At 36.1% G+C, this 20,528-nt stretch carries 21 protein-coding genes and 1 pseudogene; 15 read left to right on the top strand and 7 right to left on the bottom strand.

Annotated elements, in window-relative coordinates; all coding sequences use genetic code 11:
• Positions 1-26 precede the first annotated feature (26 nt).
• Positions 27-221 carry a hypothetical protein gene (locus tag DVJ99_RS05345; RefSeq protein WP_162912139.1) on the bottom strand — a complete coding sequence of 65 codons (195 nt, stop codon included), beginning with the start codon at positions 219-221 and terminating at the stop codon, positions 27-29.
• A gap of 126 nt (positions 222-347) precedes the next feature.
• Here DVJ99_RS05345 and nucI point away from each other — a divergent pair, with 126 nt between their 5' ends.
• Positions 348-881, top strand: coding sequence for a thermonuclease NucI (gene nucI, locus DVJ99_RS05340; protein ID WP_398577340.1), 534 nt, complete (start codon positions 348-350; stop codon positions 879-881).
• A gap of 42 nt (positions 882-923) precedes the next feature.
• Here nucI and DVJ99_RS05335 read toward each other — a convergent pair whose 3' ends face one another.
• Positions 924-1,784 carry a hypothetical protein gene (locus DVJ99_RS05335; RefSeq protein WP_114603437.1) on the bottom strand — a complete coding sequence of 287 codons (861 nt, stop codon included), beginning with the start codon at positions 1,782-1,784 and terminating at the stop codon, positions 924-926.
• A 242-nt stretch (positions 1,785-2,026) separates the two neighbouring features.
• Positions 2,027-2,443: a transcriptional regulator, SarA/Rot family gene (locus DVJ99_RS05330; RefSeq protein WP_240430812.1), complete on the bottom strand. Its 417-nt coding sequence runs from the start codon at positions 2,441-2,443 to the stop codon at positions 2,027-2,029.
• A gap of 153 nt (positions 2,444-2,596) precedes the next feature.
• Between DVJ99_RS05330 and DVJ99_RS05325 the strand changes: the two genes are divergently transcribed.
• Both DVJ99_RS05325 and DVJ99_RS05320 read left to right on the top strand, forming a co-directional pair.
• A complete protein-coding gene (locus DVJ99_RS05325) occupies positions 2,597-3,061 on the top strand; it encodes a sugar phosphate isomerase family (protein ID WP_240430811.1) in 465 nt (154 codons plus the stop codon).
• A 98-nt stretch (positions 3,062-3,159) separates the two neighbouring features.
• On the top strand, positions 3,160-3,744 hold the full coding sequence (locus tag DVJ99_RS05320) for a hypothetical protein (protein WP_114603435.1): 585 nt from the start codon (positions 3,160-3,162) through the stop codon (positions 3,742-3,744).
• Positions 3,745-3,834: 90 nt separating this feature from the next.
• Here DVJ99_RS05320 and DVJ99_RS05315 read toward each other — a convergent pair whose 3' ends face one another.
• Positions 3,835-5,211 carry an aspartate kinase gene (locus DVJ99_RS05315; RefSeq protein ID WP_114603434.1) on the bottom strand — a complete coding sequence of 459 codons (1,377 nt, stop codon included), beginning with the start codon at positions 5,209-5,211 and terminating at the stop codon, positions 3,835-3,837.
• Positions 5,212-5,403: 192 nt separating this feature from the next.
• Here DVJ99_RS05315 and DVJ99_RS05310 point away from each other — a divergent pair, with 192 nt between their 5' ends.
• From DVJ99_RS05310 to DVJ99_RS05295, 4 genes are read left to right on the top strand one after another with little or no spacing between them, the layout of a single operon-like run.
• A complete protein-coding gene (locus DVJ99_RS05310; protein ID WP_105992892.1) occupies positions 5,404-6,684 on the top strand; it encodes a homoserine dehydrogenase in 1,281 nt (426 codons plus the stop codon).
• A gap of 6 nt (positions 6,685-6,690) precedes the next feature.
• Positions 6,691-7,758 carry a threonine synthase gene (gene thrC, locus DVJ99_RS05305; RefSeq protein WP_105992891.1) on the top strand — a complete coding sequence of 356 codons (1,068 nt, stop codon included), beginning with the start codon at positions 6,691-6,693 and terminating at the stop codon, positions 7,756-7,758.
• Entirely contained in the window at positions 7,758-8,672 is a 915-nt protein-coding gene (gene thrB / locus DVJ99_RS05300; RefSeq protein WP_114603433.1) for a homoserine kinase, read from the top strand. Before thrC ends, thrB begins: the two co-directional genes overlap by 1 nt.
• 56 nt (positions 8,673-8,728) lie before the next feature.
• A complete protein-coding gene (locus DVJ99_RS05295) occupies positions 8,729-9,532 on the top strand; it encodes a Cof-type HAD-IIB family hydrolase (protein ID WP_114603432.1) in 804 nt (267 codons plus the stop codon).
• A gap of 50 nt (positions 9,533-9,582) precedes the next feature.
• Here the strand turns inward: DVJ99_RS05295 and DVJ99_RS05290 are convergent, their stop codons facing one another.
• The 3 genes and pseudogenes from DVJ99_RS05290 to rpmG form a co-directional block, all read right to left on the bottom strand.
• The gene (locus DVJ99_RS05290; RefSeq protein ID WP_105992888.1) at positions 9,583-9,897 is read right to left on the bottom strand and encodes a hypothetical protein; all 315 of its coding nucleotides are present in this window, start codon (positions 9,895-9,897) and stop codon (positions 9,583-9,585) included.
• 133 nt (positions 9,898-10,030) lie between these two features.
• Positions 10,031-11,489 (bottom strand): annotated as a pseudogene (locus DVJ99_RS05285) (amino acid permease).
• Positions 11,490-11,751: 262 nt separating this feature from the next.
• The gene (rpmG, locus tag DVJ99_RS05280; protein ID WP_001265708.1) at positions 11,752-11,901 is read right to left on the bottom strand and encodes a 50S ribosomal protein L33; all 150 of its coding nucleotides are present in this window, start codon (positions 11,899-11,901) and stop codon (positions 11,752-11,754) included.
• Between the two features lie 258 nt (positions 11,902-12,159).
• Between rpmG and rpsN the strand changes: the two genes are divergently transcribed.
• The 8 genes from rpsN (at position 12,160) to DVJ99_RS05240 (ending at position 20,521) form a co-directional block, all read left to right on the top strand.
• Positions 12,160-12,429 carry a 30S ribosomal protein S14 gene (gene rpsN / locus DVJ99_RS05275; RefSeq protein ID WP_105992886.1) on the top strand — a complete coding sequence of 90 codons (270 nt, stop codon included), beginning with the start codon at positions 12,160-12,162 and terminating at the stop codon, positions 12,427-12,429.
• A gap of 174 nt (positions 12,430-12,603) precedes the next feature.
• Positions 12,604-13,197 (top strand): immunodominant staphylococcal antigen IsaB family protein, encoded by a 594-nt coding sequence (gene isaB / locus DVJ99_RS05270; RefSeq protein WP_114603431.1) that lies wholly within the window; start codon positions 12,604-12,606, stop codon positions 13,195-13,197.
• Between the two features lie 215 nt (positions 13,198-13,412).
• Positions 13,413-14,390: a GMP reductase gene (gene guaC / locus DVJ99_RS05265; RefSeq protein WP_114603430.1), complete on the top strand. Its 978-nt coding sequence runs from the start codon at positions 13,413-13,415 to the stop codon at positions 14,388-14,390.
• A gap of 98 nt (positions 14,391-14,488) precedes the next feature.
• Positions 14,489-15,424, top strand: a complete 936-nt coding sequence (locus tag DVJ99_RS05260) for a CAP domain-containing protein (protein ID WP_205527047.1) — start codon at positions 14,489-14,491, stop codon at positions 15,422-15,424.
• Between the two features lie 198 nt (positions 15,425-15,622).
• The gene (locus DVJ99_RS05255; protein ID WP_114603428.1) at positions 15,623-16,603 is read left to right on the top strand and encodes a LacI family DNA-binding transcriptional regulator; all 981 of its coding nucleotides are present in this window, start codon (positions 15,623-15,625) and stop codon (positions 16,601-16,603) included.
• A gap of 71 nt (positions 16,604-16,674) precedes the next feature.
• Positions 16,675-18,153 carry a sucrose-6-phosphate hydrolase gene (locus DVJ99_RS05250; protein WP_114603427.1) on the top strand — a complete coding sequence of 493 codons (1,479 nt, stop codon included), beginning with the start codon at positions 16,675-16,677 and terminating at the stop codon, positions 18,151-18,153.
• The gene (locus DVJ99_RS05245) at positions 18,150-19,109 is read left to right on the top strand and encodes a carbohydrate kinase family protein (RefSeq protein WP_114603426.1); all 960 of its coding nucleotides are present in this window, start codon (positions 18,150-18,152) and stop codon (positions 19,107-19,109) included. The genes DVJ99_RS05250 and DVJ99_RS05245 overlap by 4 nt, the downstream gene beginning before the upstream one ends.
• Positions 19,109-20,521 (top strand): sucrose-specific PTS transporter subunit IIBC, encoded by a 1,413-nt coding sequence (locus DVJ99_RS05240; protein ID WP_114603425.1) that lies wholly within the window; start codon positions 19,109-19,111, stop codon positions 20,519-20,521. The genes DVJ99_RS05245 and DVJ99_RS05240 overlap by 1 nt, the downstream gene beginning before the upstream one ends.
• Positions 20,522-20,528 lie beyond the last annotated feature (7 nt).

The raw sequence follows: 20,528 nt of genomic DNA, 5'->3' as shown, positions 1-20,528 counted from the left end.
CGTACTTTTTCCGAGGGTATTTTATATTACTTTTTCTTATTATGTTTTCCTCGATTCTGCTGAATAATAAATAAAATAAAACCGACGAATATACCCATGAATACACCGATAACAGCGGTCACTAATAATGGAAATTCGTATACATATTGCAAAATCAAGCCTACGATAATTGCAACGGCAACTGCGATGATTGTTACAATATTTTCTTTAATGGCTTGCATAGCGTGCCTCCTCAATTTATTCCTTATCTTCATCATATCAAATTTTTTGAATCTAGAGAATTGACGCCATTCATAAAAGATAGGTATGATAATCCGGTGAACAATTTTTTGAAGCAGGTGAAATTTTTGAAACGAAAATCGATGTCGACAATCATTGTAGTCGCAATAATTGCATTAGTAGTAATAGGGTTCCAATACTTTAATCATTCGGGACCATTCAAACAAAGCGGTAGTCAAAGTGCCTCCACGTCAATGGGTGATAAAGAAGCAGTTCAAGTGAAAAGAGTCATTGACGGCGACACTTTTATCGCAACAGATAAAGACAATAAAGAAATTAAAGTGCGTATGATAGGGATGGATACACCTGAAACTGTCAAACCGAATACGCCTGTTCAGCCATATGGCAAAGAAGCTTCTCAATATACAAAGCAAACATTGAATAACCAAAAAGTCTATTTAGAGTTCGATAAAGAACCAAAAGATCAATATGGCCGTTATTTAGCATATGTTTGGTTAGATAAAGACCGCATGTTTAATGAAGAATTGGTTAAAAAAGGATTAGCGCGAGAAAAATACTTTGCGCCGAACGGTAAATATAGAGATGTCTTTAAAAAGGCTGAACAACAAGCAAAACAGCAGCATTTGAATATTTGGAGTTAAAAAATACCCGGCATGTATATTACACATGCCGGGTATTTAACATTAGTTTTGATTTATATAATTTAAAATGATTTCGCAATCTTTCTCTGTAATTTCATGCTTAGATTGTGCGATGATGCCTTCAATTGCATCTTTAAGGTGATGCTTAGAAGTAGCAGTTGCGACATATTTTTGTCTTTCAGTCGGGCCGTCAATGATATTGACAGAACCGTCATTGAAGTAAACAAGACCTACACTAGAGATTTTTTTATTGAAGTTTTGTTCGTAGGCATCTTTTAATTCTTTAGAGTTTGTCGCTGCTGTTAAATAAGGATCGTAATCATAGAAATCGAATGTCACACTATTACTTTTGACTTTTTCAGTAAATGTGTAGATATCTTCACGTGTAGATTGGAACTGGCTTTGATATTGATCTGCAATATAATGTCCGACAATCTGATTGATATCTTCTACATTTGTATCTATTTCTTTTTCAGGTTCTGCACTGAAATGATAAAATGTTTTTTCTTTCCAATTTTTGACGTCGATATTTAACAACCCTTTGTTTGTAATCACAACATAGTCAAATGTGCGCAAGAAGTTGAATAAAGGATGTTTCACCGCAACATTGCCTGTTGAAACAATGTGGAAGAATTCAATCTTTCCTTCATCTTTAAAGCTTTGCATGACATTTTTTAATGCTTGCTTAGCTTTTCTTACACCATAGTGATGTTGTTGGGAACCATCATTAATGATTTGGTTTCTTAATGATGTGATCTCAGAACGCAAGCTGTTGACTTTGCTTACCAGCTGGTTCTTAGAATAAATCTCTGTGTCTAGTCGATGCTGCATCAATCCTCTTGATATAATCAAAGCTATAACCAAGATGATGATAATCGCAACGAGCAGTAACGTTAAATACATATCAATCATTCCTTACTAAATAATGAGTCGTTAAAGTTATTCATACCCTAATAATCTAACTCTTATTGCTAAAAATCAATCATAAAGTCTTAAGACAGTATTAAGAAGGGATTATGACCATATTAAAAAAGATTCAGACAAACATGAAGGGAATGTGTCTGAATCTTTAAGACGTAAATTTAACATAGGTTGTGTTTTGTTTAAAGAGTGCTTGGGAAAATAGTTAAATAACTAATTGAAAGCTACTCTACTGAGCCTTGCAAAACTGACATTTGTAATTCATTGAAGGATTCGAGCAGTTTTTCGGCTTGTTGTTCTTGCGCTTTAGTAATTGTTACAAATACTTGTCGTTCATCATCGGTACAGCGCTGTTTACCGAGAATGTTCATTTCTGTTAAAGTGCTGAAGGATTTATGAATTTCCATCAAACTAAAATTCATTCCTTTTTTGACTTCAAGAAGGGGAATTGAACTTCTTTTATAGCTTAAGATATGCTGTAAAAACAGTAAATCATTAAAGCGTAAGTTAAATTCGTTCTTGAGTTCTTTGATTAGTTGTTTACGATGCAATTCATAATAGAAAATGGATTCTACGGTCTGTCTTTGTATTGATTGCATTTTCTCACCTCTACGTTGTGTAATAAGTTCTTTCGCATACATTATTATAATAAAAAAGTTATACGATTGAAAGGGATTTTCTTTCTTTTAAGGTAAAATTTATGTTTTTAATTTTAATTATACCATTTACGCAATAAAAATAAATGATACAATTCCAATAGGATTAGTTGGTGTTATAAAAGGAGTTTGAACAAATTGTCGCCTAATTTTAAAGATAATAACCATTTAATGGAATTTTACAGCAGAATGCAATCTAATGCGGTGATTGCATTAGATAATCATCCAATTTCATACTATTTAATGGAATTTCTTGAACAGCAAGATCAACATGTTTCTATCGTTACTTATTCTACTGATATTATGAAATTTGTGTGTCGAAACACACATTTCAATATTATCTTTGCGCCGGGCAAAGTCGATCAAGCGCAGCATATCATGACTGGCAATGCCCTGATAGAACAATTCAAGACGCTTCATATTCATTATTATTTTTGCCAAGCGAGTTACATAGATGAAGCGGATAAGCTGTACCAAAGCCATCCGGATGTTGCGGAAATACAAAAGGTATTAGTACAGCAAGCGGATGAAACATTCTTGATCAACTTTCCGGATTTAACGCAAACGCCGCATTTATATTGGCAAATCGGCAATCTCAAATAATTATAGACAAGAGAGAAGAGTCAAGCTAAAATGTATATGAATAGAGAGAAATACGTTATACTAAATATTGTAAGCGCTTACTAGTAGGAGGTGTCAGAATGCAAAAATCTAATAATAAGGATTTAAATTTCTTGGTTGATAGATTAGTAGAAAATGCTAATAATGAGGTTAAGTTTTTTGGTGAAACAGCAAAACAATTATTTCTAAAGAACGAATTTATTATTCATGATACTGTTGATATTTGTGTTAAACGCAAAGATCTAACGAAAGTATTAAAATATATTCCGAATGATTATAGTATCCGGTATATAGATACATATGGGAATATCAAAGATAAATTAAGAGATACAAAATTTTCTCAACTTACACACCTAGAAGTAGAAATTCATCATCAAAAGATTATGACGATTTATATCTATGATGTGCAAAACGAAGAATGGATGTTCAGATTTAATCATAATATCCGCTTGCCTGAAAAACACATTTATTTCCACTCATTACAGTGGGGTGTAGATTACATTAAACCAGAAATCGTTCTGATGTATGAATTATTAAGACCTTCAGTACACGGTACAGATATTAATAATAAAACTGTGATAGATGCATTAAGCTATTATCAATTTGTAATGCTGCGTGTGGTAGTAGGCGAAGATAAACTGCATAATGCGATTCAAACGTCTTGAAAGAATCATTAAAATAAGCGTGTTGCCTAAAATGACAACACGCTTATTTTTATAATTAATAATCTTTACTAAAAATTGTTAGTATTCAGATTATTTAATTTGTAGTTTTTCTTTTAAATGCTGGCAGCTGCCTTCATAAACAGCGCGTACTGCTTCGTCTGCATCATCAACACTGATACCGAACATCATTGAAATTTCAGATGCACCTTGGTTGATCATTTTCAAGTTGATTTCAGCCTTTGCAAGAGATGATGTAATCATATTAGCTGTACCGATCACTTGATTCATGCCTAAGCCTACAACCATTAAGACAGCTAAATCATTATCGATACCTAATTCATCTACATCGCATTGTTTGCGGATTTCATTCAGCACTTTCGATTCTTTGCCTCTGATCTGGTGTGTTCGCATAATGATGCTGACGTTATCAATACCTGAAGGCATGTGGTCGAATGAAATATTGTTGTCTTCTAATACGGATAATACTTTGCGTGTAAAGCCGACTTGGCGGTTCATTAAATATTTGCGGATATTGATAACTGTGAAGCCTTTATCGCAGCTGATACCGCAAATCAGGTGGTCTGGCTGGATTTCGCGATCGTGTCTGATATATGTACCTGGATCTTCTGGGCGGTTAGTATTCTTAATGACAACTGGAATACGTTCTTGCTGAACTGGAAGCAACGCTTCGTCATGGAATACACTGAATCCTGCATATGAAAGTTCACGCATTTCGCGATAAGTTACTTCAGGCATAATTTCAGCATTTTTAATCAAGTTCGGGTTAGCACGGTAAATACCGGAAACATCTGTAAAGTTTTCATAAATAGAGGCGCGTACACCGCGTGCTAAGATGGCACCTGTGATATCAGAACCGCCGCGCGGGAATGTCACGACATTGCCTTGTTTTGAGTAACCGAAGAAACCAGGAACGATGATTTTACCTTCGATTTTTCTCAAATTGTAAATTTTATCATAAGATTCTTCTAAGATTTGGGCAAATTGAGGTGTGTTTGTCACAGTAATCCCTGCATCTAACGGAGAAACATACGTTGTTTTGATTCCTTGACTGTTATTATATTGTGCGATTAATCGAACGTTAAAATCTTCGCCGCAAGAGAGCAGTGCATCTTTTAATCGAGGCGGATTGCTTTTATTGTCAGCAATACGTTGTTCAAGGATGGCATCGAATGTATCAAGAATTGCAGCATCCATGTTTAAGTCATGTACGATATCTGCATAACGTTCGATGATTTCTTGCTTTTTATTTTGATAATCTAAATTTGCTACGCTTTTTTCATATAGCCTAAGCAACAAGTCTGTTGTCTTAATATCTTCAGAATGTCTTTTACCAGGAGCGGAAACAACGACTATTTTTCTCTCGTCATCGCTATTGATGATGTTTAATACTTTCTGAATTTGGCTTGCTGAAGCGACGGAACTGCCGCCGAATTTAGCTACTTTCATATTTAATCAACCTTTCTTTAAATCTTAATAGATTACTGCTTTGTTTTTTTGGTAAAAAATGCTAAAATTTCAACATATTCCAAATTTTTTGAACTTTACAATTTTGATGAATGAATTTATACTAAACCATAATCAAGTATTTTTCAATAGTACAGGTGTTTTTTTAGAACGAACAAACGGAGGAATGTATTTATGAAGAAGTTAAACATCGCTTTGCTCGGTCTGGGAACAGTGGGCTCAGGAGTAGTTAAAATTATCGAAGAGAATCATCAACAGATAAAGGATACGATTCACAAAGATTTGCAAATCAAACATATTCTTGTCAGAGACAAAACGAAAAAACGTCCTTTAAATATCAGCAAGTATCATCTTACTGAAGATGTTGATGAAATACTTAATGACGATGAAGTAGATATCGTGATTGAAGTTATGGGCGGAATCGAGCCGACTGTCGAATGGTTGAAACAATCATTGCAGCAGGGCAAGCATGTCATTACTGCAAATAAGGACTTATTAGCAGTGCATCTGCGTGAATTAGAAGATTTAGCAGAAGAAAACAAAGTAGCATTAAAATTCGAAGCCAGTGTTGCAGGCGGTATTCCTATCGTCAATGCCATCAACAACGGATTGAATGCTAACAATATCAGCAAATTCATGGGTATCTTGAATGGTACATCCAACTTTATTTTGACAAAGATGACACAAGAAGGCGCAAGCTTTGAAGAAGCATTAGACGAAGCACAGCGTTTAGGTTTTGCAGAAGCAGATCCGACGGACGATGTGGAAGGCGTAGATGCTGCACGTAAAGTTGTCATCGTTACTTACTTATCATTTAACAGAGTCATCAACTTAAAAGATGTGAAATTGACAGGTATTTCAGAAGTATCTGTAGATGACATTAATGCTGCTAAAGCATTAGGCTATAAAATCAAATTAATCGGTAAAGGTACTTTCGAAAACGGAGTTATCGAAACATCTGTTGCACCGACTTTAATTGATGAAGCCCATCAATTGGCTTCTGTAGAAAATGAATACAATGCAATTTACGTCATTGGGGATTCAGTAGGAGAAACAATGTTCTATGGTAAAGGTGCAGGCAGCCTAGCTACCGGCAGTGCTGTAGTCAGCGACTTATTGAACGTTTCACTACAATTTGAATCTAATCTGCATACATTACCGCCGCATTTTGAATTAAAAACAGAACATGCGAAAGAAATGATTGATGCTGATGAACCGACAAAATTAAAAGAAAAAAGCAATTACTATATCGTATTAAAAACAAACGGCGCACCGGTTAAACGCGTTGAAGAAGAAGTGAAAGCACAGCTTCCGCTTCACAAATCGCTCAATGTTATTGAAAGAAACGGCGACACAGCCGCTGTAGTCGTAAAAGGTACAGATGTGCCTGTTGAACAAATACTAGCACAAGGTAAATATCCAGTAGAAAAAGTTTATCCAGTAGAAGGGGTTTAATTAAATATGAAAAGATGGCAAGGTTTAGTACAAGAGTATAAAGAATATCTCCCAGTCAATGAAAATACACCGAATGTAACTTTAAATGAAGGCCATACGCCGTTGATTCATTGCGACACATTATCGGAAATGTTAGGTATTAATTTATTTGTTAAATTCGAAGGTGCCAATCCTACAGGTTCATTCAAAGACCGCGGTATGGTAATGGCAGTAACTAAAGCTAAAGAAGAGGGCAAAAAAGTAGTGATTTGCGCTTCTACAGGAAACACTTCAGCTGCAGCTGCAGCCTATGCGGCACGTTCTGGTTTAAAAGCAATCGTCGTAATTCCTGAAGGTAAAATTGCTTTAGGCAAATTGTCTCAAGCAGTAATGTACGGTGCGGAAATTGTTTCTATTGAAGGCAACTTCGATGAAGCACTTGAAATTGTAAAAGAAGTTGCCAGAGAAGGTGGCGATATCGAGTTAGTCAACTCAATCAATCCATATCGTATTGAAGGTCAAAAAACAGGTGCATTCGAAGTAGTCGATCAATTAGGCGGTAAAGCACCGGACGTATTAGCTATTCCAGTCGGAAATGCCGGCAACATTACTGCTTATTGGAAAGGGTTTAAAGAATTCAACGACAAACGTCAAACAGGCTTGCCTAAATTATTCGGTTTCCAAGCTGAAGGGGCATCACCGATTGTTCAAAATAAAGTCATCAAAAACCCTGAAACCGTTGCGACTGCAATTCGTATCGGAAACCCTGCAAGCTGGGATAAAGCTGTGACTGCATTAAAAGAATCAGACGGTTTAATCGATAGTGTGACAGATGAAGAAATTTTAGAAGCTTACCAATTATTAGCTTCTAAAGAAGGAGTATTCGCTGAACCTGCAAGTAATGCTTCAATTGCCGGTTTAATCAAACTGCACAGAGCAGGAAAATTACCGCAAGGCATTACAGTTACTGCTGTCTTAACAGGTAATGGATTAAAAGACCCTGATACAGCAATTTCATTATTAGATAATCCAATTCAATCATTACCAAATGATAAAGAAAGCATTATTAAATACATCAAAGGAGCAATGCATTAATGGGAGAAAGTTTAAAACTTAAAGTTCCCGCTTCTACTGCCAACTTAGGCGTAGGTTTTGATTCGATTGGTCTGGCATTAAATAAATTTTTGTACGTAGATGCTAAGCTGAGCGATGATAATGAATGGCATTTTCATCATAAAGGCGATAATTTAAATGGTTTGCCTACAGATCGCAACCACTTAATCTATCAGGTCGTTCAGTTTTTAGAAAAAAAGTTTGATGTGCACGTTCCGCCGTTAAGCGTAACAATGCGCAGTGAAATACCATTAGCTCGAGGACTAGGGTCCTCGGCTTCTGCTTTAGTAGCAGGAATTTATTTAGCAGATTTCTTTGGACATCTGCAGCTGTCAGAGTTTGAGATGGTTGAAGCGGCAACAGAAATAGAAGGACATCCAGATAACGTAGCGCCGGTAATCTATGGAGGTATGATTGCAGGTTTTTATAACCATGACACGAAACAAACATTTATTTCGTCGATTGAGCCTCCTTATGTCAATTTAGTTATTACGATTCCAAAATATGAATTGAAAACACATGATTCAAGACAAGTGCTGCCGAAAACATTTGAGCATTCTCAAGCGGTGCAATACAGCGCCATCAGCAACACGATGCTGAGTGCTTTGATGCAGCATGATTATCAATTAGCCGGTATGCTGATGGAAATGGACGGGTTCCATGAACCTTATCGTCAAGAATTAATTCCGGAATTCAAACATGTGAAAGCAGTCGGCAGAGAATATCATTCTTATGCGACAGTTATCAGTGGGGCAGGTCCGACAATTTTAACACTGATTGATCCGTCAAAAAGCGGTAAATTAGTAAGACGTTTAAATAAAGAACTGCCAGATTGCGAATCAGAATTAATTTCAGTGAATAAAAGCGGGATTATAGTTGAAAAAGTCTATGAATAATGACAAAGTAATGTATAATTTGATGGGAATAGCTTGAAAGGAGCATGAAACATCAAATGCGTAAATATGAAATGATTGTAATGGATATGGATGATACTTTACTCAATTCTGAGAATGAAGTCAGTCCGATCACAGCAGACTATTTAATTCAGTTGCAAGAACAAGGCTACCGTGTAGTATTGGCCTCAGGACGTCCTACAGAAGGTATGCTTCCGATTGCAAGAGACTTAAAGCTGAATGAACATGAAAGCTATGTTATCAGTTTTAACGGCAGCCGTACGACACGTGTGCAAGACGGAGAACTGGAAGATGAAACTAGTGTATCTAAAGCAGATTTTGATAAAATTATTGATTTTTGCAGAGCACAAAACATCTTTGCTTTAACTTACCATGATGGCCATATTGTTTATGACGGCACGCATGAATACATGAATATCGAATCCGAGTTGACAGGATTGCCGATGCACAAAGTAGAGGATTTGAAAGACTTTATTCAAAACCCTGTAGCTAAAGTGCTCGGTGTAGATTATGTACCGCATGTAAATGAAATTATGAGTGAGTTAGGCGATTCATTCAGTTCGAAAATCGATGTAACAACAAGTAAGCCGTTCTTTATCGAATTCATTCCGCATGGTGTTTCTAAAGGTAATGCATTGCATGCGTTATGCGAAAAAGAAGGAATTCCAATTTCGAAAACGATTGCGTTCGGAGACAGTATGAATGATTATTCTATGCTGAAAGAAGCGGGTTGTGCTGTTGCGATGGGTAATGCAAGAGATGAATTAAAAGAAATTGCTGATTTTGTGACGTTAGACAATAATTCAGACGGTATTGTCCATGCGCTAAAAGAATTACTATAAATGCAATAAAGGATACTATCGGGCAGATAGTATCCTTTATTTGCGTGCGTTTATTTTGCTGTGTGTGTCCATTCATGCATGCCGTGGTTGCGTTTAACCAATGCATAAATATTGTCTGCAGAGTAGTCTAGGTTAGTATAGACTGTGATGATAAAGGCAGATTGCCCAGTTTCAAATGGCTCGCTCAGATAGACATCTTTTAAGTGTTCAAACAGAGGTACCATTTGATCATGCTCTAAGCTTGGATATTCTCTTAAAGTACGTTTAACGAGTCTCCCATGTTTTTCTTCAAGAGATTGAACTACGATGACAAAGCGTTCATCTTCTTTTAATACATCGTCAAATAAATTTGTTTGTCCTACCAAGTTGCAACACCTCAATTTCTGATCTTCTTATTACTCTTATTATACTACATATCTATAGTCGGTAAAATCTTTAAAGAGAGAAGAATGAATAAAAAAACAGATTGGCAAAAGCCAATCTGTCAGTGTGAAAGTATTATTTTACTTTATTAAATTCTTCGAAACTTCTTACATCCATTTCTTTTAATTTAACAGGTTTTGTTTTCTTAACGATTTTATGCACAATGAAAATAATGAAGAGTACGACAATCGGTGCGAAGTCTTTAATTAATCCTCCGACTTTCAAATGAACGATGTTGTCGAATGATCCGCCGACTAATAAGAAAACAAGTATTGATAAAACTAAAATAGGTCCAAACGGATACAACGGTGATTTATAAGGCAACCGTCCATTGACATCTATGCCTTGTGCTTTTAAACCGCTGCGCAATCGAATTTGAGAAAAGATTGCGGCTGCCCATACGAAAATAACAAGTTGTCCGATAATACCAAGCAATGCAAAGATAGCATTAGGATGGAAGTTCGCTAAAATAATTACTGCGACTACGATAATAAAGTTCGTCAAAATCGCAGCAATAGGCAATTTTGTTTTACCGTGCAAATAGCTTAAGAACTTCGGTGCTTGTCTGTCTGTGCTGAGTGAGAACAGCATACGGCTTGTTGAATAGATACCAGAGTTTGCGGCTGATAATAATGACGTTAAAATAACCGCATTGATTACAGATGCCGCAAAAGCGATGCCGACTCTGTCAAACACTATCGTAAATGGACTTTGTGTAACGGATTCGCTTTTGTTAAGTAATAACGGTTCATTATAAGGTAAAATTGCTGAAATGACCGCGATTGATAGTACGTAGAATAATAAAATTCTCCAGAATACAGATTTAATTGCACTTGGCATTGATTTTTTAGGGTCATCTGATTCACCAGCTGTGACTGCGACGATTTCCGTTCCACCGACGGAGAATCCGGCTATCAACAGAACGCTTAAGAATCCAGCAATACCGCCTACAAATGGTGCTTCACCGATTGTGAAGTTTTTGAAACCATACGTATGGCCGCCAAGAATACCGAAAATAGTTAATATACCTACAACGATGAAAACGATAATCGTAACGACTTTAATCGCTGCCAACCAGAATTCCGCTTCACCGAAGGCTCTTACCGTAAAGATATTCAATAATAGTAAGAATGTAATAAATATTAAACTCCAAGTAAGTGGAGAGAAGAACTTGAATGTGTCCCAATAGTATAATACGTTTGATGCGATAATGACATCTACGCTTGTAACAAGTGTCCACATGATCCAGTATAACCAACCGACTGTAAAGCCAAGGGAAGGGTCAACGAATCGTGTTGAATAGGAACTGAAGGAACCTGATACAGGGTAAAAGGTTGCCAAGTTCTCCGACTGATGACATTAAGAAATATAACATAACACCAATGATTAAATACGCTGCAATCGCACCGCCAGGTCCTGCTTGGGAAATGACGCCGCCCATTGCGATAAAGAGACCTGTACCGATTGCACCCCCGATTGCAATCATTGATATATGGCGAGAACTGAGTCCTCGATTCATTTTGTTTTCATCCATATGCGTTACCTCTAATCTTTAAATTAAAATATATGTACTCTATTCTAATAGTTTTCTGACAACTAATCAATGGAATTTAGCACTTTAAAGCGAATATTTTTAAAAAATTCAGAAAATATGCACTCATTATTAGAAATAGGGTAAATACTTAGCTTTTGTACCATAGACAAATATAAATGTGAGGTGTATATTGGAAACATTCAATAAAAAAAGTGAACGTTACCTTAAAAATAGGCAAGTTCACTATCGTAGTTTCAATACATTATTTAGTTTCGCGGTGTAATGTATATTTGTTCAATCTTGGGCAGTATTTTTTCATTTCGATACGTTCAGGATTGTTACGTTTGTTTTTAGTAGTAATATAATTACGATCGCCGCATTCTGTGCAAGCTAAAGTTACGTTTACGCGCAATGTAGACACCCTTTCTATTAAGTTATTAGCAATACTTACGCACTTAAATTTACCATAATCATGCATTTCGTGCAAGATTGTTTAAAAATAAGCAACATAAGCTCAATGTATTCTATTTTATAGAAAAACTTCCGATTAGTAAATAACTTTGCCTAAAAAATGAGCAAAAAGTATTGATAAAGCTCCAATTTGTGTTATGATATAAATCGTAATAATTACGATTATGAACTATTACTATAAAGAAAGGCAGGAACTTTAATGGCAAAAAAATCTAAAGTTGTTAAAGAACAAAAACGAGAAGAACTCGTTGCTAAATATTACGCTAAACGTCAAGAGTTAAAAGCTAAAGGTGACTACGAAGCATTAAGAAAATTACCAAGAGATTCATCACCAACTCGTTTAACTCGCAGATGTAAAGTTACTGGAAGACCACGTGGTGTAATGAGAAAATTCGAAATGTCACGTATTGCTTTCAGAGACCACGCACATAAAGGTCAAATTCCAGGCGTAAGAAAAGCAAGCTGGTAATTCGATAATTTAACGACGATAACATTTAAGGTACACATTTCTTCATTGAAATGTGTTCTTTTTTTTGCAATTTTTCAATGATATGTTTTGCGGAATTTTATAATTATGTATATACTAAAAGTGTACATTTACATTGTTTTTGGGACACGACTATATTATAAGGAGTGATGTATTATGCTTAGAACAAGTAAGTTAAGTATTGCAACGCTTGTTATATCGACACTTGTCTTAGGAACTTCGGCAACACATGTCACGACGAATAATACAGATGCAAAAGCAGCAGAGCAAACTCAAAAATGGGGACATGGTGAAGGCGGTTCGGGTACTTTAGATGCTAATCGTAAAGCTGATACGACTCAATTGAGCAGTGTGACACCTTGGTACAATTATAATGGCTATACAACTTATGATGCTTCATTTACGCAAGATTATAATTTTGTTCGTGCTTTAAAATACGACAATGTCACAATTGATGGTTACAAAGTAAACCCTAATGCTGTGAATAATTTTGCTTATTCTAAACGTGTATATGATACTTCAGTACAGCTTAATACGAATAATCAAGTGGTACAGCTCACATTTTTTACTAAACCCAACAGTGTAACCAAAGCAGTGTTTAAACAAGCACATCAATCCAATACGATTCTAAATGAAGGAAAATTAGGTAATGGCGATGGAACATATGTTAAATATGCGACACAAGCAGGGTCTTATACCGCATTCTTTGACCACAATGGTTATTTAAATGAAATTACAATCAGTAGTTAATTGCATGGTCGAAAATATACTTGGAAAACCATTAAACTAACGATATTTTATGAATAATTTTAAGGGGTGCCTTCATATATTATGAGGTGCCTCTTTTCTATATAATATTTACATTTTTATTTTACAATGTTCTTAATGGCAAATTTATTTGTGAAGTAGTATGATGTATGTTGGACTTTTGATAATAAGCAAACAATAAGGGCAAGGTGTTATATATGAAAATATTTGACTACGAAGACGTACAATTGATTCCTAATAAATGTATTGTAAAAAGCCGTTCAGAATGTGATACAAGCATACAATTCGGACCGCGTAAATTTAAAATGCCGGTTGTTCCAGCAAATATGCAGACAGTTATGAATGAAAAATTGGCTGAATGGTTTGCGGAGAATGATTACTTTTATATCATGCACCGTTTTGATGAAGCAGCACGTATTCCTTTTATTAAAAAGATGCAAGATCAAGGATTATTTGCTTCTATCTCTGTAGGTGTGAAAGATAATGAATATGAATTTGTAAAAGAAATTGCAAAAGAAGGTTTAAAACCTGAATATATTACAATTGACATTGCACATGGTCATTCCGATCAAGTCATAAAAATGATTAAGCACTTAAAATCATACTTACCTGAATCATTTGTCATTGCTGGTAATGTAGGCACACCTGAAGGTGTTAGAGAATTAGAAAATGCAGGTGCAGATGCGACTAAAGTGGGTATCGGACCTGGTCGTGTATGTATCACTAAAATCAAAACAGGATTTGGTACAGGCGGCTGGCAATTAGCTGCTATCAATCATTGCAGTAAGGCAGCACGCAAACCGATTATTGCTGACGGCGGTATCCGTACACACGGCGATATCGCTAAATCTATTCGTTTTGGTGCATCAATGGTTATGATTGGATCATTATTTGCAGCGCATGAAGAATCACCAGGTGAAACTGTTGAGCTTGACGGCAAGTTATATAAAGAATATTTCGGCAGTGCTTCAGAATATCAAAAAGGCGAACGCAAAAATGTTGAAGGCAAAAAGATGTTTGTAGAACATAAAGGAACATTAGCAGATACGTTGAAAGAAATGCAGCAAGACTTGCAAAGTTCTATTTCATACGCCGGAGGCAATGATTTAGGTTCATTAAGAAAAGTAGATTATGTTATTGTTAGAAATTCTATTTTTAACGGTGACAGAGACTAAGATATTGCCTGGAGGTGTAGGCGATTAAAAGAGTATTTGGTTTTTCATTTGTTTTCTTGCTTTTGGCATTATGTATTCCTATAAAAGAAACATCTTTTATGATAGATTTGCAAAATCAAACTAAAGCTAAGATTCAAGCATTAGCCGCAAGCGAAAGTATTTCTAAAGAGCCGTTGAAAGTTCCTGATAAGCAAGAATTTGCATTCAGGAACATACAAATGAATATGACACAATCAGAAGTTGAACAACAACTTGGAAAACCTGAACGTGTGACTTCAAATGAATATGGTTTGAAATGGTACGCTTACCACGATGATTATCAATCATTTGTCATGGTGAGTTATATCGACGGCAAAGTTAACGGTATCTACAGCAACCAGAATGTAATCTCTTCTAAGTCGAAGATTAAATACGGATCACCTAAAACTGCTGTCAGAAGCCGTTTAGGCGATCCGATTACATCTATGACCAAAGGTAATTATAAATATCAAATCGAAAGCGATGAGTACGATACGTTCGATAAAGATGGTATTTATACGACAGTCTTTTATGATAAGCATGAAAATAATCAAGTAACAGGTATTATGCAAATCAGCAAAGAAATGGAAAATCGACTCACTAAACAATATGGTGCGCCATCCACTTCTTTAACATACGGCTTTGAAATGCAAAACTTTGATTTAGTAAATGCAGAACGAGTTCAAAAAGGATTGTCAGTTCTGAAATACAGTGATGCTATTTCGAATACTGCGAGAAAACATAGTAAAGATATGGCAGACCATCATTACTTTGATCATACAAACCCTAAAGGAGAGTCTCCCTTTGATCGTATGAAAAAAGACGGCATTGATTATAACAGTGCAGGTGAAAACTTAGCGTACGGACATCAGAACAGTATCTTTGCACACGAAGGATTAATGAACTCAGAAGGACATAGAAAAAATATTTTACAGTCAGGATTTAAAAACTTAGGTGTGGGTGTCGACTTTAATGAAGACAGACAACCATTTTGGACTGAAAATTATACAAGTTAGCAAAAGTAAATGAAGACAGAATTTCTGTTAATACACAGAGGTTCTGTCTTTTTTATATAAGAATGGCAAAGGGGGTATACTCTGAAACTATTGATTAGCTGTTTGTGTGATGATTATAATAAGCACAAGCAGAACGTTAAGATAAGTATTATAATAGATAATAATTGAGTTTGAAATGGAACAGTATGGAGGTTGGTCATGAACATTTCAGATATTGCCGCGATGGCGAAAGTGTCGAAAAGCACCGTTTCCCGCTATTTAAACGGGGGATCTGTCAGTCAGAAAACAAAAGATAAAATAGATAAAATTGTACAGACTACTGGCTATTCTCCTAATCAGTTTGCACAATCGTTAAAAGCAAAACGAACTTTTATGATCGGTGCAATTATCCCAAGACTTGATTCATATGCAGCAAACCAAATTCTTGAAGGGGCAGATACTTATTTGCGCGAAGTGAAATATCAGACGCTTATTGTTAATACGAGTCAAAGTATTGAACAAGAAATAGAAGCGCTATATACATTAAGTAAAAATAAAGTAGATGGTATTTTATTAATTGCGACACAAATTACTAAACAGCATATTGAAGCAATTCAAAACATAAAAGCACCTGTAGTATTGATAGGACAATCTGATGCGCATGTGCCTTCAGTTATACAAAATGATTTTGAAGCAGGTCGCATGATGGGAGAAATTTTCGGTAAGCAGAATTTTAAGCACATTGCTTATGTAGGTGTAGATGAATATGATAAGGCAGTAGGAATCGAAAGAAAAAAAGGTGTGTTAACAGGTCTTCAACACTACAATCAAATTCCTGATGTTCATTACACTACCTTTGATTTACAACAAGCGGTTAAAGCAGCGGACCAGCTAGTAACACAATATGATGCACTGATTTGCGCTACAGATAATATTGCATTAGGTACGCTGAAAGCGGCATACCAGCAGAATATTCAAGTCCCAAAACAACTCTCTATAGCAGGATTCGGCGGTTACAATACAACAGCAATTGTCACGCCTTCACTTGCGACAATCAGTTTTCCCTATAAACATACGGGTGAAAAAGCAGCGCAGAATTTAATACGCATTATCAATGGAGATACGATTGAGCAGTTGGAAGTAATGGATTTTGAATTTATAAAAAATAACAGTATTGACTTCTCTGAGAGCAATGAGTAAAATGTTTATGAGAGCGTTTTACTTATACAACATTTTGGAACCGGTTCCAATAAAACGGAAGGAGTGATTATGTGGAATGGACGAGAGAAGCCAGATATCGAGGTTTATCTTCAATTTCAAATGAAGCATTTGAACATATGTCTGAACAAGTGAAACATTCGCCATGGCGACAAAGTTATCATGTTCAACCTGTTTCAGGATTATTGAACGATCCGAACGGTTTTATCTATTATAAAGGTCAATATCATTTATTTTATCAGTGGTATCCATTAGGTCCTGTCCATGGCTTGAAATATTGGTATCATGTTGCTTCTGATGATTTAATTCATTTTAAAAATATAGGTCCTGCTGTTTATCCTGATACAACTTATGATTCTCATGGTGCTTACAGCGGTTCTAGTATCGAAATTGATAACCAATTGTTTTTATTTTATACAGGGAATCACAGAACTAAAGATTGGAAGCGTGTCCCATATCAAATGTATGCGACACTTAATGATGACTTTCAGGTGATGGATAAGCAGCCAATCGTCGAAGGACCGCCGTGTGGTTATACAGACCATTTTCGAGATCCGAAGGTATGGAAAGAACAAGAACGTTATTATTTTGTGATTGGTGCACAAACAACACAAAAAGCAGGGCGTGCGTTAATTTATCAGAGCGATGCAGATTTTAACTTTAATTTGCTCGGTGAAATACAAACTGGATTATCAGATTTCGGATATATGTGGGAATGTCCAGACTTGTTTAAATTGGATAATAAAGATGTATTGATTTTCTGTCCGCAAGGGTTAGAAGCTGATGGTATGAATTATCGAAATATTTATCAATCTGGTTATTTAGTTGGAGATTTTAATATTGAGACATTAGAAATGAGTCATAACGGTTTTATAGAGTTAGATCATGGCTTTGATTTTTATGCGCCTCAAACTACACTATCTAAAGAAGGCGAACGTGTATTAATCGGCTGGATGGGCTTACCAGATATTACATACCCTACAGATGTTTATAATTGGGCACATTGTCTGACTTTACCGAGAGTGTTGAAAGTTAAAGAGGATAAAATAATACAGATGGTACACTCAGATGTTGAAAAACTGCGCAGAAAAAGCAACGAAACAAAGCTTGAGATTAACGACAAACTAACAACTGTAGATTTGATTCAGCCCAGTCGGACGGAAGTAAATATTTCAATCAATGCATTTAAAGCAGATACATTGAAGATTGCATTTTCTAATTATGATGAAGAAGTTGTGGAAATTACGTATGACAAAAATTCGGCTGTATTAGAATTAAACAGACGTCTAAGCGGAGAACTACCCAGCAATCAAGATGATCAGACGAGAAGTATTTGTTTAGATCAGCCGTTAAAAGAATTAAAGATTTTTATAGATGTATCAAGTATGGAAATCTTTATCAATGAGGGGACACATGTGATGACGACGCGATTATTCCCAACAACGCCTTATCAGCAATGCAAATTTTCAGCGCACTCAGGTACAGTGGGATTAAAGATGAAACAATATGAATTGAAAAGAGGGAAATCATGAATAAATTATATGCAGTAGGAGAAGCATTAATCGATGTTATCCCTAGTGAACGTGACGCAAAACTAAAAGAAGTTGCTCATTTTTCACCGCAAGTCGGCGGGGCACCAACAAACGTTGCCAGCTGTACAGCCAAATTAGGCGGTAATGCTGCGATAATAACACAAGTCGGTGATGATGCCTTCGGTGAGAAAATTGAAGAAAAACTGACGGATGTCGGGGTTGATACACAATTCTTAAAGCATACATCAAAAGCCAATACTGCTTTGGCATTTGTCAGCTTAACTGCAGAAGGCGAAAGAGACTTTGCGTTTTATCGAAAGCCTTCAGCTGATATGTTGCTTAATGCTGACCAATTAACAGATTTATTATTTGATGAGACAGATATTTTGCATTTTTGTTCAGTTGATTTAGTGGATTGTCCGATGAAAGAGACACATCGTGTATTAATAGACCGTATGCTAGAAGCAAAAGGAACTGTTGTCTTTGATCCCAATTTGCGTTTCCCGCTTTGGAATGATTTAGAGGCGCTGCATCATACCGTATTAGAATTTATACCTAAAGCACATATCGTTAAAATTTCAGATGAAGAATTAGAATTTATTACGCGTATCAAAGACAAAGAAAAGGCAATTGCATCTTTGTTTAAAGGCAATGTTGAAGCGGTGATTTACACTGAAGGCAAAGCAGGTGCAGCACTTTATACTAAAGATGGTTTAACTGAACAACAGCCAGGCTTTAAAGTTGAAGTTGTAGATACAACAGGAGCTGGTGATGCTTTTATAGGTGCAATCAACTATCAAATATTGACCCAAGGCAAAAGAAAGCTGTTTGAAGGGAGTCAAGAGTTCTTAAGATTTGCGAATGCGGTTGGTGCATTAACAACAACTGCATACGGCGCAATTGAGAGTTTACCCACGATAGCACAAACGATTAAGTTTATGAGAGGTGAAAAGTAATGAGTGATAAAAAAATAGCAGAAGCGGTTATTCAAGCAGTAGGTGGAGAGGAAAATATCCAATCACTAGCCCATTGTGCGACAAGACTGAGAATTATGGTAAAAGATAAAGAAAAGGTGGATCAAGCACAAGTAGAAGCAGTTGAAAAAGCAAAGGGTGCTTTCTACAACTCTGGTCAATTTCAAATTATTTTTGGAACCGGTACCGTCAACAAGATATATAATGAAATTACAAAATTAGGTGTAGACGGCAGCTCAAAATCAGAGGTTAAAGAAGCTGGAGCAAAACAAGGCAATGCTTTCCAACGTGCAATTCGTGTGTTTGGTGATGTGTTCGTACCGATTATCCCTGTATTAGTTGCGACAGGACTGTTTATGGGATTACGCGGTGTTGTGATGAACGATCAGATTTTAAGCTGGATGGGCTTGACTGCTAAAGATGTACCGCAGAACTTTATCTTATTTACGCAAGTATTGACAGATACGGCCTTTGCATTTCTGCCTGCTTTAGTTGCATGGAGTGCTTTTAAAGTCTTTGGCGGCAGCCCGGTTTTGGGTATTGTTTTAGGTCTCATGCTTGTGAACCCTGCGTTACCAAATGCTTATCAAGTAGGCGATGGTTCAGCAGAAGCTATTAAATTCTTCGGTTTCATTCCAATCGTCGGTTATCAAGGTTCTGTATTGCCAGCATTCTTTGTTGGTTTGATTGGTGCTAAATTCGAGAAAGCTTTAAGAAAGCGTATTCCAGATGCTATTGATTTAATTGTGACACCTTTCTTAGTATTGCTTGTGATGATTACTTTAGGATTATTTGTAATTGGTCCTGTGTTCCATTCTATTGAAACAATTATTTTGTCTGGAACTGAATGGGTACTTGCGTTACCATTCGGCATTGCAGGCTTATTAATCGGTTTCTTCCAACAAATTATTGTAGTTACAGGTGTACATCACATTTTCAACTTCATGGAAATTCAACTATTAGAAAAATTCCATTACAACGAATTTAACCCGATTATTTCAGCCGCTATGACAGCACAAGCTGCAGCAGCAGTGGCAGTAGGACTTAAAACGAAAAAAGCAAAATTAAAAGCTTTAGCACTACCTTCTGCATTTTCGGCTTTGTTAGGAATTACGGAACCAGCTATCTTTGGTGTAAACTTACGTTACTTTAAACCATTTGTTTGTGGTTTGATCGGAGGTGCTGTTGGTGGTTTCTTCGCAGCGCTATTCCATCTGAAAGCATCAGGTATGGCAATTACTGTACTGCCAGGTATCTTATTATTCTTAAAAGATATAGGCCAATTACCACTTTATTTATTAGTGCTAGTTATTTCGTTTGCGACAGCCTTTGTTTTAACTTGGTTCTTTGGATATAGTGATAAGTTAGCTGAAGAGATAAAAGAGGCAAAATAATGGATGA

This window comes from Staphylococcus sp. EZ-P03, from assembly GCF_003344575.1.
Taxonomy (GTDB): domain Bacteria; phylum Bacillota; class Bacilli; order Staphylococcales; family Staphylococcaceae; genus Staphylococcus; species Staphylococcus simulans_B.
This window is presented reverse-complemented; position numbering and strand designations above follow the sequence as displayed.